This window comes from Microvirga sp. 2YAF29 (assembly GCF_052114605.1).
In the GTDB taxonomy this organism is placed as follows: Bacteria; Pseudomonadota; Alphaproteobacteria; order Rhizobiales; family Beijerinckiaceae; genus Microvirga.
Genome location: NZ_JBFRFB010000007.1, coordinates 140,129 through 154,029, shown reverse-complemented (window position 1 = coordinate 154,029; position 13,901 = coordinate 140,129). Strand labels below are relative to the sequence as shown.

Annotated in this window: 9 protein-coding genes; 5 read left to right on the top strand and 4 right to left on the bottom strand. The window is 62.5% G+C overall.

Features of this window, described 5'->3' with window-relative positions; all coding sequences use genetic code 11:
* Nucleotides 1–58 precede the first annotated feature (58 nt).
* Both AB4Y85_RS11685 and AB4Y85_RS11680 read left to right on the top strand, forming a co-directional pair.
* Nucleotides 59–1,300, top strand: a complete 1,242-nt coding sequence (locus AB4Y85_RS11685) for an SGNH/GDSL hydrolase family protein (RefSeq protein WP_441985063.1) — start codon at nt 59–61, stop codon at nt 1,298–1,300.
* An 83-nt stretch (nt 1,301–1,383) separates the two neighbouring features.
* The gene (locus tag AB4Y85_RS11680) at nt 1,384–2,085 is read left to right on the top strand and encodes a hypothetical protein (protein ID WP_441985062.1); all 702 of its coding nucleotides are present in this window, start codon (nt 1,384–1,386) and stop codon (nt 2,083–2,085) included.
* Nucleotides 2,086–2,108: 23 nt separating this feature from the next.
* On the opposite strand, the gene AB4Y85_RS11675 is transcribed toward AB4Y85_RS11680, so the two are convergent.
* Both AB4Y85_RS11675 and gltB read right to left on the bottom strand, forming a co-directional pair.
* Nucleotides 2,109–3,530 (bottom strand): glutamate synthase subunit beta, encoded by a 1,422-nt coding sequence (locus AB4Y85_RS11675; RefSeq protein WP_441985061.1) that lies wholly within the window; start codon nt 3,528–3,530, stop codon nt 2,109–2,111.
* Between the two features lie 18 nt (nt 3,531–3,548).
* Nucleotides 3,549–8,267, bottom strand: a complete 4,719-nt coding sequence (gene gltB, locus AB4Y85_RS11670; RefSeq protein WP_441985060.1) for a glutamate synthase large subunit — start codon at nt 8,265–8,267, stop codon at nt 3,549–3,551.
* A gap of 499 nt (nt 8,268–8,766) precedes the next feature.
* On the opposite strand from gltB, the gene AB4Y85_RS11665 reads away from it, so the two are divergent.
* Nucleotides 8,767–9,843, top strand: a complete 1,077-nt coding sequence (locus AB4Y85_RS11665; protein ID WP_441985059.1) for a threonine aldolase family protein — start codon at nt 8,767–8,769, stop codon at nt 9,841–9,843.
* Nucleotides 9,844–10,014: 171 nt separating this feature from the next.
* Here AB4Y85_RS11665 and AB4Y85_RS11660 read toward each other — a convergent pair whose 3' ends face one another.
* Nucleotides 10,015–10,476, bottom strand: a complete 462-nt coding sequence (locus tag AB4Y85_RS11660; RefSeq protein ID WP_441985058.1) for an Hsp20 family protein — start codon at nt 10,474–10,476, stop codon at nt 10,015–10,017.
* 206 nt (nt 10,477–10,682) lie between these two features.
* Between AB4Y85_RS11660 and AB4Y85_RS11655 the strand changes: the two genes are divergently transcribed.
* Entirely contained in the window at nt 10,683–11,744 is a 1,062-nt protein-coding gene (locus AB4Y85_RS11655; RefSeq protein WP_441985057.1) for an alpha/beta fold hydrolase, read from the top strand.
* Here the strand turns inward: AB4Y85_RS11655 and hisN are convergent.
* Nucleotides 11,664–12,446, bottom strand: coding sequence for a histidinol-phosphatase (gene hisN, locus AB4Y85_RS11650; RefSeq protein ID WP_441985056.1), 783 nt, complete (start codon nt 12,444–12,446; stop codon nt 11,664–11,666). The two genes, AB4Y85_RS11655 and hisN, sit on opposite strands and share 81 nt — an antisense overlap.
* A 114-nt stretch (nt 12,447–12,560) precedes the next feature.
* Here hisN and AB4Y85_RS11645 point away from each other — a divergent pair, with 114 nt between their 5' ends.
* Nucleotides 12,561–13,820, top strand: a complete 1,260-nt coding sequence (locus AB4Y85_RS11645) for an MFS transporter (RefSeq protein WP_441985055.1) — start codon at nt 12,561–12,563, stop codon at nt 13,818–13,820.
* Nucleotides 13,821–13,901 lie beyond the last annotated feature (81 nt).

Sequence of the window (13,901 nt, the reverse complement as noted above, 5' to 3'; positions counted from 1 at the left end):
AGGTTCCGGTATAGCGCTATATTGAGGCTGCCCGGAACGAGAGGAGCCGCCGATGCGCATGGTGCCGATCCTTCGTATGTTGACGCTGAGCGCGCTGATCGTCGTCAGCGGCGGCCATGCCGCATGGGCGCAATACTACTATCCGCAACAACAACAGCAGCCGCCGGTGGGGCGCCCGAACCCCCGGGCCTATCCGCCCGGCTATTATCCCGGCAAGCTCGTCCAGCCGGCGCAGCCGCAGCAGGGCTTCAGCCTTCGCCGGCTCTTCGGGGCTCCCGAGGAGCCTCCGCCGCCCGCCCGAGAGCCGGTGGCAAGGCCTAAGCGGCTCGCACCTCCGCCGGCAGCCGTGGTGGCGAAGCCCGAAAAGCCGAAGGTCGATCCCACGACCCATGTGGTGGTGTTCGGCGATTCGCTTGCCGATTTCGCCCGTCAGGGCCTGGACGCCATGTTCTCCGAGAACCAGGATGTGGCCGTCGTCGCCAAGACGCGCGGCGGCAGCACCCTTGTGCGCAGCGACCCTGCAGAATGGCCTAACTTCATCAAGAGCACCTTTGATTCCGGACAGAAAGCGACGCTTGCCGTCGTCATGTTGGGCCTGAGCGACCGGCAGGCGCTGAAGGATGGCGACGACAGCGTGGACCTGCTCTCCGACCGCTGGAAGGACGTCTATACCCGCCGCATCGACGGCATCATGCGCAGCTTCAATGAGCGCAATATTCCGGTGGTCTGGATCGGCCTGCCGCCCATGAAGAACAGCCGCCAATCCGAGGACCTCGTCGCCATGAACGAGATCTACCGGGAAAGCGTGCAGCGCAACGGCGGCACATATGTGGACATCTGGCCAGGCTTCGTCGACGACGAGAACCGCTACACCACCAACGGCCCCGATGTGGACGGCGAGCCCGCTCGCCTTCGCACCAGCGACGGCGTCTCCTTTACCAGCGCGGGCGCGCGCAAGGTCGCGCATTTCGCCGATGTGGAGATCAAGAAAATCCTGGAGGCGGTGAAGGGCGGCACGTCCGTCGCGACGACGCCCCCCGATGGACAGCCCGTCTCCATCGAGGCCGCCTTGCCTGCGCCGCCGGACGCCGCCGCTCCCGTCTCCCTGCCCGTGAAGTCGCTGATCGGGCCCGTGCTTCCACTCACCAAGCAGGATGTGACACCCGGCGGAACCCTGGTCTCCGCGCCGCCGAAGCTGACCGGCGATCACGCCTATCCCGTGCAGCGCGCCTTGCGCACAGGTATCGCGCCGAACTCCCGTCCCGGACGGGCGGACGATTTCCGTTGGCCGGGAAGTTAGTCTTTCTGATATTTGGCAAAGGCAATTGTAACATCGTCGCTAAATGCTAACTTCCTGCAGAGGTTTCTGATAAGAAGTTAGCGATGACGACACCCTTAGCCTGCAAGTTGCGATGGGCGGATGATGCTCTCAGCAATCTTGCAGATGAAGCAACACAGAGAGTTTCGTGGTTTGGTCTCGATCCGAACTTTATGGATTCTCCAGGTGATATAATTTGCGATCTTCTCCATCCACTGGAGAACGGCTTCATCACGGATGAGGCGCTCGATTTTGCTCCTGATGTTCGAGCTATCCTCATCCAGATTATGGATTCAATCACGGCATATCAGCGGGAGGTTGGTCTCGATCCTGATCCGACGCTTACTATCGATCATCCGAAATGGAGAGAGATACGCGCTTTAGCAAAGAGAGTTCATGAAGCGATCTTCGCACAGCAGAACGCTTTCCTTGAGCATATCGCACTGAAACACGACATCCTTTCCATCCGAGATGTGGCGGGGTGCAGGCTTTACTCCAAACAGAACGCTCTGCGCCTTTTAGAGAAAGCTCACGATTCAAGTTTCGGCTGCCTGTGGATTGAAGAATGTGAGGAGCGTCGGGATGCCGAGTTGGGGCGCCATATGACAGGTGACTGGACAACGAGAGGCATCAAGCATCTGAGTGCTGAGTGGGTGAACATCTCGCTCGAATCGGCGAAGAGATTTCTAACCGAGGAGCCGACTGGCGCAGTTCCAAGCTTTTGGGTCTATCCCTGGAGCTTTCAAAATGAAGAGGCCGCCCACTAGACGGCCTCTTCGTCTTATTCTTCTTAAACCGGCAGCGTGCTGTCGCCCATCAGGAACGTGTCGATGGAGCGTGCGGCCTGGCGGCCTTCGCGGATCGCCCAGACCACGAGGGACTGGCCACGGCGCATGTCGCCTGCGACGAAGACCTTCTCGCTCGATGTCTTGTAGCTCCTGTCGTCGGCGACCACGTTGCCGCGACGGTCCATGTCGACGCCCGATTGCTCCAGCAGGCCTTCCTTCACCGACCCCGCGAAGCCGATGGCGATGAAGACGAGGTCGGCCTTGAGGATGAACTCACTGCCTTCAATCGGCTGGCGCTTCTCGTCCACGCGGGCGCATTGCACGCCGGTAGCCTTGCCGTTCTTTCCGACAATGCCGAGCGTCGCCGCCTGGAACTCGCGCTCCGCTCCTTCAGCCTGCGAAGACGAAGTGCGCATCTTCGTCGGCCAATAGGGCCACACGGTGAGCTTGTCCTCACGCTCCGGCGGGCGTGGACGGATGTCGAGCTGCGTGACTGAGAGCGCGCCCTGGCGGAACGCGGTGCCGACGCAGTCGGAAGCCGTGTCGCCACCGCCGATGACGACCACGTGCTTGCCGCCTGCAAGGATAGGTTCAGCAGTTACATCCTCACCGCCGACACGTTGGTTCGACTGGGTGAGATAGGGCATCGCATTGTAAACGCCCTTCAGCTCCTGGCCCGGCAGGTTCGGATTGCGTGGATCTTCCGCGCCGCCTGCAAAGAGCACTGCGTCGAATTCGTTGTGAAGCGAGGCGAAGCTGCGATCCACGCCGATATTCATGCCGCAATGGAAGATCACGCCTTCGGCTTCCATCTGCTTCACGCGACGGTCGATGTGGTACTTCTCCATCTTGAAATCGGGAATGCCGTAGCGCAGCAGGCCGCCGGGACGTGCCTGACGCTCGAACACATGCACTTCATGTCCGGCACGCGCGAGCTGCTGCGCGGCAGCCATACCTGCAGGGCCTGAGCCGATGACGGCGACGCGCTTGCCGGTGGAGATATCTGCGGGTTCCGGCTTGATGAAGCCCATCTCCCACGCCTTGTCGGCAATGGCCTGCTCGATGGTCTTGATCGCGACCGGCTGGTTTTCGAGATTGAGCGTGCAGGCTTCCTCGCACGGCGCCGGGCAGATGCGGCCCGTGAATTCGGGGAAGTTGTTCGTGGTGTGGAGGTTGGCTGCGGCCTCCTCCCAATCGTTCTGCCAGACCAGATCGTTCCAGTCCGGAATCTGGTTGTGTACCGGGCAACCCGTCGGCCCATGGCAGAAGGGAATGCCGCAATCCATGCAGCGCCCCGCCTGCTTCTTCAGATCGTTGTCGTCGAGCGGCAGCGTGAATTCGCGGAAGTGGCGCACGCGCTCACCGGCGAGCTGATACTTCTGCTCCTGCCGGTCGTATTCGAGAAAGCCTGTGACCTTGCCCATCGTTTGCCCCTTTAATCCTTATTCCGCCGCCTGCAGGTTCCGGAGACGATCCATCTCCTGGAGCGCGCGGCGGTACTCGACCGGCATGACCTTCACGAACTTCGTGCGGAAGGTTGCCCAGTTGTCGAGGATTTCCTTCGCGCGGGCCGAGCCCGTATAGGTGTGGTGATTTGTGATGAGCTGCATCAGGCGCTCTTCATCGGGACCGGACATGTTGGCCATGATGTCGATGCGTCCTTTGGTCTCCAGATCGCCGCCATGGTGGTGGAGACGGCGCATCAGGTCCTCTTCCTCCTCGACGGGTTCGAGATCGACCATGGAGAGATTGCAGCGCTTGGAGAACGTGCCGTCCTCGTCGAGCACGTAGGCGATGCCGCCCGACATGCCCGCCGCGAAGTTGCGGCCCGTCTGACCGAGCACGACCACGAGGCCGCCGGTCATGTATTCGCAACCGTGATCGCCCGTGCCTTCGACAACCGCGATGGCGCCGGAATTGCGCACGGCGAAACGCTCGCCCGCCACGCCACGGAAGTAAGCCTCGCCTGCGATCGCTCCGTACATCACGGTGTTGCCGACGATGATCGAGCGCTCAGGTGCCGCTCTCGTGTTCGGCGACGGCTTGATGATGAGCTTGCCGCCCGACAGACCCTTGCCGACATAGTCGTTCGCCACGCCCTCCAACTCGACGGTGACGCCTGCAGCGAGCCATGCGCCGAAGCTCTGGCCCGCGGTGCCCTTCAGCTTCACGGTGATCGTGTCGTCGGGCAGGCCCTCATGGCCGTAGCGCTTCGCCACTTCGCCGGAAAGCATCGCGCCAGCCGTACGGTCGGAGCTGCGGATCGTGGCTTCGATGCTGACGGCTTCGCCATTCTCCAGCGCGGGTCCTGCCTTTGCGATGAACTCGCGGTCGAGCACCTTCGCGATGGGATGAACCTGACGCTCGAGATGACGGATAGCGACGTTCGCGGGCACTTCCGGCTTGTGGAAGAGCTTCGTGAAGTCGAGGCCCTTCGCCTTCCAGTGGTCAATGGCTGCGTTCTTATCGAGAAGATCCGACTGGCCGATCATCTCGTCGATGGTGGTAAAGCCCATCTGCGCCATCAGCTCGCGCACTTCCTCGGCGACGAAGAAGAAGTAGTTGACGACATGCTCAGGCAGGCCCTTGAAGCGCTTGCGCAAGACCGGGTCCTGCGTGGCGACGCCGACGGGGCAGGTGTTCAGATGGCACTTGCGCATCATGATGCAGCCCGCAGCGATCAGCGGCGCGGTCGAGAAGCCGAATTCGTCGGCGCCGAGCAGCGCCGCGATCACCACGTCACGGCCCGTGCGCAGCCCGCCATCGGCCTGAAGCGCAACGCGGCCGCGCAGGCGGTTGAGTACCAGTGTCTGCTGCGTTTCGGCAAGGCCGATTTCCCACGGCGAGCCTGCATGCTTGAGCGAGGTCAGCGGTGAGGCGCCCGTGCCGCCCTCGAAGCCGGAGATCGTGATGTGATCGGCGCGTGCCTTGGCAACGCCGGCAGCAACCGTGCCGACGCCGACTTCGGCAACGAGCTTCACCGACACGTCGGCTGCGGGGTTCACGTTCTTCAGGTCGAAGATCAGCTGCGCCAGATCCTCGATGGAGTAGATGTCGTGATGCGGCGGCGGGGAGATGAGGCCCACACCCGGTGTCGAGTGGCGCACGCGGGCAATCGTTGCGTTAACCTTGTGACCGGGCAACTGGCCGCCTTCGCCGGGCTTCGCGCCTTGCGCCACCTTGATCTGCATCATGTCGGCATTGACGAGATATTCCGTCGTCACGCCGAAGCGGCCGGAGGCGACCTGCTTAATGGCGGAACGCTTGGAGCGTCCATCCGAGAGCTTACGGAAGCGCTCCGGCTCCTCGCCGCCTTCGCCGGTGTTGGACTTGCCGCCGATGGAGTTCATGGCGAGCGCCAGGGTCTCGTGCGCTTCCTTCGAGATCGATCCGAAGGACATGGCGCCGGTGGAGAAGCGCTTCACGATTTCCTGCGCTGGCTCGACCTCGCTCAATTCGACAGGCGTGCGTCCGTTATCTTCCGCATTCTTGATGCGGAAGAGGCCGCGAATGGTCTTCAGCTCGTTGTCCTGCTCGTTCACGAGGCGCGCATATTCGCGGTAGCGATCCTGCGCGTTGAGGCGCACCGCATGCTGGAGCGTCGCCACCGTGTCCGGGTTCCAGGCGTGAACCTCGCCGCGCTGGCGGAAGGCATATTCGCCGCCCACATCGAGCGCGTTGCGGTAGATCGGAGCATCGCCGAAAGCATCGCGGTGACGCTGGACGGTTTCCTCCGCCACCTCATCCATGCCGATGCCTTCGATGGTGGTCGCGGTACCGAAGAAATCGCGCGACACGAAATCGGTCTTGAGGCCGACCGCATCGAAGATCTGCGCGCCGCAATAGGATTGATAGGTGGAGATGCCCATCTTGGACATGACCTTCAGCAGGCCCTTGCCGATGGACTTGATGTAGCGCTTCACTGCCTCGTCCGCGTCCACCTCTTCCGGCAGCTCGCCGTTCTTGAGCATGTCGGCGATGGTCTCGAAGGCGAGGTACGGGTTGATCGCTTCCGCGCCGTAGCCGGCAAGGCATGCGAAGTGATGAATCTCGCGCGGCTCGCCGGATTCGACAACGAGGCCGACCGAAGTGCGCAGGCCCTTGCGGATCAGGTAGTTGTGCACGGCGGCGGTGGCGAGGAGCGCCGGTATCGGAATACGGTCCGGGCCCACCATGCGGTCAGTGAGGATGATGATGTTGTAGCCGCCGTGAACCGCTGCTTCCGCGCGGTCGCAGAGGCGGTCGAGCGCGCCGTCGAGTGCGGATGCGCCGAGTTCGGCATCATAGGTGATGTCGAGGGTCTTCGTGTCGAAGCGGTCCTCGAAATGGCCGATGCAGCGGATCTTCTCCAGGTCCTCGTTGGTGAGGATCGGCTGGCGCACTTCGAGACGCTTGCGGCGCGAGGTGCCCTCCAGATCGAGGATGTTCGGGCGCGGGCCGATGAACGACACGAGGCTCATGACGAGCTCCTCGCGGATCGGATCGATCGGCGGGTTCGTCACCTGCGCGAAGTTCTGCTTGAAATAGGTGTAAAGCAGCTTTGACTTGTCGGAGAGCGCGGAGATCGGCGTGTCGGAACCCATGGAGCCGACAGCCTCCTGACCGGTCACGGCCATGGGTTGCAGAAGCAGCTTCAGGTCCTCCGTCGTGTAGCCGAAGGCCTGCTGGCGGTCGAGCAGCGACACGTCGGTGCGCGACTCGCGTGCCTGCACGGGCTTCAGGTCTTCCAGAACGATCTGCGTGCGCTTCAGCCATTCCTTGTAAGGGTGTGCATTGGAAAGCTGCTGCTTGATCTCGTCGTCGGAGACGATGCGGCCTTCCTCCAGATCGATGAGGAGCATCTTGCCCGGTTGCAGGCGCCACTTCTCGACGATCTTCTCTTCCGGAATCGGCAGAACGCCCATCTCGGAGGCGAGCACCACGAGACCGTCATCGGTCACGAGATAACGCGCGGGGCGCAGGCCGTTGCGGTCGAGCGTCGCGCCGATCTGCTTGCCGTCGGTGAAGCACACGGCGGCGGGGCCGTCCCACGGCTCCATGAGGGCGGCGTGATATTCGTAGAACGCACGGCGGTCGTCGTTCATGAGCGGGTTGCCGGCCCATGCTTCCGGGATCAGCATCATCATCGCGTGCGACAGCGAGTAGCCGCCGCGTACTAGGAATTCGAGTGCGTTGTCGAAGCAGGCGGTGTCGGACTGGCCCTCGTAGGAGACCGGCCAGATCTTCGAGATGTCGTTGCCGAAGAGTTCGGAATCGACGGAAGCCTGGCGCGCCGCCATCCAGTTCACGTTGCCGCGCAACGTGTTGATCTCGCCGTTATGCGCGACCATGCGGTACGGGTGAGCGAGCTGCCATGTCGGGAAAGTGTTCGTCGCGAAACGCTGGTGCACGAGGGCGATGGCGCTCTCGAAGCGCTCGTCCTGGAGATCCAGATAATAGTCGCGCAGCTGCGTGACCAGCACCATGCCCTTGTAGACGACGGTGCGGGAGGAGAGGCTCACCGGGTAATAACCGGCGGCGCGCTCGTCCTTCATGTCGTAGACGGCGTTGGAGATGACCTTGCGGGCGAGGAACAGGCGACGCTCGAACGTCTCCTGGTCGTCCATGCCTTTGCCCTTGCCGATGAAGATCTGGCGATGTTGCGGCTCCGTGGCCTTCACGCTCTCGCCGAGATCGCTGGAATCCACGGGCACCTCGCGCCAGCCGAGAACCTGCAGGCCCTCATCGGTGATCGCCTTGGTGACGATCCCTTCGACGAGGTCGAAGCCCTCCTTGTCGCGCGGCATGAAGAGGTGGCCGACACCGTATTGGCCTTCCTCGGGCAGCCAGATGCCGACCTTGGCGCACTCAGCCGCGAAGAACTTGTGCGGGATCTGGACGAGGATGCCGCAGCCGTCGCCCATCTTCGGATCCGCGCCGACCGCGCCGCGATGGTCGAGGTTGTGAAGGATCGACAGACCCTGCTCGACGATCTCGTGGGTCTTGCGGTTCTTCATGTCGGCGATGAAGCCGACGCCGCAGGAATCCTGCTCGTTGGATGGATCGTAGAGGCCTTGCGCAACCGGCAGGCCCGGATCGCGCACGAACCTGACCTTATCCGTTTTGGCGGCGGTGCGGCTTGGGACTTGGGTTTCCAGGCTCTTCATCGGCACGTCGCTCATGGGCAGATCCTTCACATCCGAACACTATTCTAGTCGCTTCGAGGCGGTTTTCGGGCCGCCGGATGATGAGGATCGTCCGGGTGCCCGCCGCTTCTGGGGTTTCGAGGGTTGGGTCCGGCAGGGGAGCCCGCACCTCGCGGGCACCTTTGGGCTGTCTTCAGCCCAGAGTCGCCCGTTCCGCCCACGTTTTGCGGGCGGTTTTCGTGGTATCTCGTTTCGTTCGCGTCAGGCGAAGCATCAAGAAGACCTCAGGGACGAAAAAGGGGTGCGGGGCACCCCAAAAGGGACAGCATCGCTGTCCTAATGAGGTCAAAGTGCCAGAGTTCATTGCAGGGCACAAGAGGGTTTAGAAAGATTTTAGACAAAAGTTACAAGCTGCTAATTCCGAATGTAACAAAAGCTATTTTTGGATAGCTCAAACGAAAGCCTTCTCCAATGGGTCAATGATCTTGACATGTCGCCTTCATTCAGGAGGTTAGCGCCTCCAGGGAGTAAGGTTATGAACTTCGCGAGCGACAATATCGTAGGGGCAAGCCCCCAGGTCATGCAGGCCCTGGCCGAGGCCAATGCCGGGGCCATGGCCGCCTATGGGGCGGACGAGATCACCAAACGGGTGAAGGCCCGCTTCAACGAGATCTTCGAGCGCGAAGTGTCGGTCTTCTTCGTGACCACGGGCACCGCCGCCAATGCGCTCGCCCTTGCTTCAGCCGTGCCGCCCTATGGTCTGTGCGTCTGCCATCGGGAAGCGCATGTGATCGACGATGAATGCGGCGCGCCGGAATTCTTCATGCATGGGGCGAAGCTCGCAGGCCTCCCGGGCGTCGCCGCCAAGCTCGACGCGGAGGATGTCGCCGCCTATCTGCGCAGCCTGCCGAAAGCCGTGAAGCAGATGCCGCCGAAAGCCCTGTCGATCTCGCAGGTCACGGAATGCGGCACTGTCTACACCCTGGAGGAGATCGCAGCCCTGAGCGCAGTCTGCCGGGAACACGGCCTTGCATTCCACATGGATGGCGCGCGCTTCACCAATGCCCTCGTGGCGCTGGACTGCACTCCGGCCGAGATGACCTGGAAGCAGGGCGTGGACATTCTCTCCTTCGGCGGCACCAAGAACGGCTGCCTCATGGCCGAAGCCATCGTGGTGTTCAGGAAGGATTTGGCGGAAGCCATGGATTACCGCGCCAAGCGCGCAGGGCAGATCGTCTCCAAGGGCCGGCTGATCTCGGCGCAGTTCGAGGGCTATTTCGCTAACGATCACTGGTACGCCAATGCCCGCCATGCCAACCGGCTGGCGAAGCGGCTCTCCGATGGCCTTACGCAGCTTCCCGGCATCCGTCTGGCATGGCCGACCGAGGCGAACGAGGTGTTCGCGATCATCCCGGCATCCGTCGACAAGGCGCTGAAGGAAGCGGGCGTACTCTATCACCCCTGGACGGAGGCGAGCCTGCCGAAAGGCGAGCAGGTCGGGCAGGGAGAACATCTGGTCCGTCTGGTTCTGTCCTTCGCCAGCCGCGACGAAGATATCGGGAAAGTGATTGAGATCGCCAGCATAGCGATTGCCCGTCAGGCGGCGGAGTAGGTTTCTGCCCTAACCTTGCCGCATTCTCCCGCGATGTGTCCTCTCACGAGACCGTTGACCAACGGGGTACACCTCCAGCCCCGGCGGGATATCAAGGACCAGGTTTCAAAAAACAAAAAAAAGCGCCCCGGACAAACCGGGGCGCTCTTCGTTTGAGCTCTGGGGAAGGCGTTAAGCAGCCTTCTGGGCCTCGATGGCCGTCCGAGCGCCATTGGATGAAATCGGGATGAGCTTGGGCTTCTTGGCCTCCGGAATCTCGCGCACGAGATCGAGATGGAGCAGGCCGTTCTCGAGGGCAGCACCCACAACCTGCACGCCGTCGGCCAGCTGGAAGCGCCGGTCGAAGCTGCGCGCCGCAATGCCCTGATGGAGCACTTCAGCTCTGCGCTCGTCGGTGGGCTTGCGCTCGCCGCGCACGGAGAGGGTGTTTTCCTTGACCTCGATGGTCAGATCCTGATCGGTGAAGCCGGCGACCGCGATGGAGATGCGATACGCATTCTCGCCGGTGCGCTCGATATTGTAGGGCGGGTAGCTCGGGGCCGCGTCGACGCCGACCATCTGGTCGAGCATCGAGAACAGACGGTCGAAACCGACCGTGTTGCGGTAGAGGGGAGCAAGATCGAACTGTCGCATGGCATATTCTCCTAGAAGCAACATGCATCTGTCGAAGGATCCACCTGCCATAGGCTGGATCCGGATAAGCGCGCCGCCGTCATGGCCGGCGCTGTTTTGATGTGGGAATAGAGGAGGTTGTCCGCAAGGGGCTCGCTTATCGAGCCATGGGTACCCTATATATGAGGGCAACAGCGCGACCATGAGACCTGCTCAGAGACCTGCCCGTGGAATTCTTCCCCACTCCCGATAATTCCGTGCCCGGCGATCCGGTGCTCACCAGCATCACCACGGCTGACGGAATCGCCTTGCGCGTCGCCTATTGGCAAGCTGAAACCGATCAGCCGAAGGGCACGGTCTGCGTGCTGCACGGGCGGGCGGAGTTTATCGAGAAATATTTCGAGACGGTGAGCGAGTTGTTGAAGCGCGGCTTTGCCGTGGTGACCTTCGACTGGCGCGGGCAGGGACTCTCCGGCCGTCAGGTGAAGAACCCGCGCAAAGGCCATGTGCGCCGCTTCGCCGACTACCGCCATGACATCGAGGCCGTGCGCGACCAGATCCTGATGCCGCTCATGCCCGAGCCGCATTTCGCACTGGCGCATTCCATGGGTGGAGCGATTGCGCTCAACGCGGCCTATGAGAGCTGGCTGCCCTTCCGCCGCCTCGTCACCACCACGCCGATGATCGCGCTCTCCATCGTCAGGCGCACAGGCGGCGCGACTTTCCTCGCGCGCTTTCTCAGGACTCTAGGGTTCGGCAAGATGTTCGTTCCCGGCGGGGGCGAAACATCCATCTCCACTCTGCCGTTCAAGGGCAATCGCCTCACGACCGATCCGGTGCGTTATGCCCGCAATGCCGATGCCGCGACCGCCATTGGGCCGGGCGCCATCGGTGCACCGACCGTGGCTTGGCTCGATGCCGCTTTTCGTTTCATGAAGTGCTTTACCGCGCCGAATTATGCGCTGAAGATCCGGCTTCCGACGCTCATCGTCGCGGCAGGAGAAGATCCGGTTTGCGCCACGCCGGCGACGGAACGCTTCGCCGCGCGGCTGAAGGCCGGCCATGCCATCGTGATCCCCGGCGCACGCCACGAAATCCTCATGGAGCGCGACGACATTCGCGATCAGTTCTGGGCGGCCTTCGATGCGTTCATTCCGGGAACGCCCGATCCGGTCTTCGGGCAGAAGCCGGACCTCGCAATCCTCGGCTTATCGGCTGAGAAGCTCGACGGCGGCGGCGTGGACGCGCCGGTCGCCAGCAGCCACGATGCGCCCTCCTTCAGCGGGTGAACCGCCGTCCCAGGTGGTGACGATGCCGCCAGCGCCTTCGATGATCGGCACGAGCGCCGCGATGTCGTAGGGCTTGAGGCCCGATTCCACGACAATATCGATATGGCCTGCCGCAAGCATGCAATAGGCATAGCAATCGCAACCATAGCGGGCGAGGCGGACCACGCTCTCCACGCGGTCATAGGCGCGCAGCTCGTCGCCTGCGAAAAGCTTCGGGCTCGTGGTGGAGATCACCGCATCCTTCAGGGATTCGCAGCGGCGGGTCATGAGCTTGCGCTCGCCGCCGGGGCCGCGATAGGTCGCGCTGCCGCCATCGCCGAAGAAGCGCTCGCCCGTGAACGGCTGATGCATCATGCCGAAAACGGGCCGGCCCTTGTGGGTAAGGCCGATCAGCGTGCCCCAGGTGGGAAGCCCCGCGATGAAGGCGCGCGTGCCGTCGATGGGGTCGAGCACCCATACATATTCCGCATCCGCGTTCTCCGAGCCGAATTCCTCGCCGATGATGCCGTGGCTCGGGAAGCTGCGCTTGATGAGGTTGCGGATCGCCACTTCACCGGCCCTGTCGGCCTCCGTCACCGGATCGAAGGCCCCGCCGCGAGATTTGTCCTCCGTGGCGATGGCCGTGCGGAAGAAGGGCAGGATCGCCTGACCGGACGAGGTCGCGAGCTCGTTGACGAAATGCGAAAAGTCGATGAGCCCCATGACGCGCGAATTCCTCTATGTCTGTTCATGGGCCGCAATCGCCCGTTGTTCTCCAGCTTTTATCAAGCATGCTAGAGGCGGCAAGAGACTAACAGTATTTCGGGGGGCATGTTCATGGATACCGGCATCAAGGCGGCGCCGACCCGCCAGGAGACGGCCCTTTTCCTCGTAGGCGCCCTGGCGGCGATCTATGCAATCAGCCAGTTCCTGCGCAATTCCATCGGCGTCATCGCCAATGACCTCGCCCGCGAGCTCTCCCTTTCGGCGACGCAGACTGGCTTGTTGTCCAGTGCCTTCTTCTTTGCCTTTGCCGCGGTGCAGATCTCTGTCGGCATCGCCATCGACCGCTATGGGCCGAAGAACACCATGCTGGTCACTGCGGTGCTGACGGTTGTCTCCACAATCCTGTTCGCGCTCGCCCCTTCGGCTTCCGCGCTCATTGCCGCCCGTGCCCTCATGGGACTCGGCTGCTCGACCTTTCTCATGGCCCCTCTGGTGATCTTCGCAAGGCGCTTCACGCCTCTGAAATTCGCCGGGCTCGCCAGCCTGCATATGAGCCTCGCCAATATCGGAACGCTCTCGGCCACCGCCCCGCTTGCCCTGTCCGCCGCCTATCTGGGCTGGCGGGAATCGTTCCTGACTGTAGCCGGGTTTACCACCATCATCGCGGTCATTCTCGTCTGGGCCGTGCCGAAGGATCAGGCCAAGGGTGAGGGGCGAGAGAATCTGTCCGATGCCTTCCGAGGCGTCTCGGAGGCGCTGAAGGTGCGTTCCTTCTGGCCGGTCTTCTTCGTGCACCTGACCACCTATGGCTGCTTCGCCTCCGTCGTCGGCCTCTGGGGCGGGCCGTGGCTGAAGGATGTGCATGGGGCCGATCTGGAGACCCGAGGCAGCATTCTGCTGATCGCAGCCTGCGGGCAGATTGCCGGGCTCCTGACCTGGGGCGCACTCGACCGCCATTGGGGAAGCTACAAGCAGCTCGTGCTGCTGGCGGGAACAGCCACCGCTCTCCTGCTGATCGGTCTCATCGTGCTGCCGCTCAGCCTGACTGGGGCAACGATCTGGTTCGGCCTGTTCGGTTTCTGCGTCGCTTTCACGCCGATCCTCATGGCCCATGGAAAGTCGCTCTTCCCGCCCGAGATCATGGGGAGAGGCATCACGCTCATGAATATAGGCACCATGGGCGGGGCCTTCCTCTCCCAAAGCGTCACCGGCCTCCTGATCGACCTCGCCGGGCGCAACGGGCAGGGAGCCTACACGGCGGTCAATTATCAGCTCGTCTTCGGAGCGCTGGCGGCCTGGCTGTTGCTGAGCCTTGCCGTCTACACGCGGGCTATCGATCTGCATCCGAGCAGGCATGCATCCAAAGCATAGCCAAGAACGTCGATTCCACTTGCAATTTGTGCAGCGCGAAGTAATTATTGCACTGCGGTATGGCGATTGGCGTCGCCGCAC

Excerpts from the sequence above, each read along its gene's own strand:
- AB4Y85_RS11680 (WP_441985062.1), top strand. The coding sequence starts at position 1,384 with ATGACGACACCCTTAGCCTGCAAGTTGCGATGGGCGGATGATGCTCTC.
- gltB (WP_441985060.1), bottom strand. The coding sequence starts at position 8,267 with ATGAGCGACGTGCCGATGAAGAGCCTGGAAACCCAAGTCCCAAGCCGC.
- AB4Y85_RS11660 (WP_441985058.1), bottom strand. The coding sequence starts at position 10,476 with ATGCGACAGTTCGATCTTGCTCCCCTCTACCGCAACACGGTCGGTTTC.
- hisN (WP_441985056.1), bottom strand. The coding sequence starts at position 12,446 with ATGGGGCTCATCGACTTTTCGCATTTCGTCAACGAGCTCGCGACCTCG.
- AB4Y85_RS11685 (WP_441985063.1), top strand. The coding sequence starts at position 59 with ATGGTGCCGATCCTTCGTATGTTGACGCTGAGCGCGCTGATCGTCGTC.
- AB4Y85_RS11665 (WP_441985059.1), top strand. The coding sequence starts at position 8,767 with ATGAACTTCGCGAGCGACAATATCGTAGGGGCAAGCCCCCAGGTCATG.
- AB4Y85_RS11675 (WP_441985061.1), bottom strand. The coding sequence starts at position 3,530 with ATGGGCAAGGTCACAGGCTTTCTCGAATACGACCGGCAGGAGCAGAAG.
- AB4Y85_RS11645 (WP_441985055.1), top strand. The coding sequence starts at position 12,561 with ATGGATACCGGCATCAAGGCGGCGCCGACCCGCCAGGAGACGGCCCTT.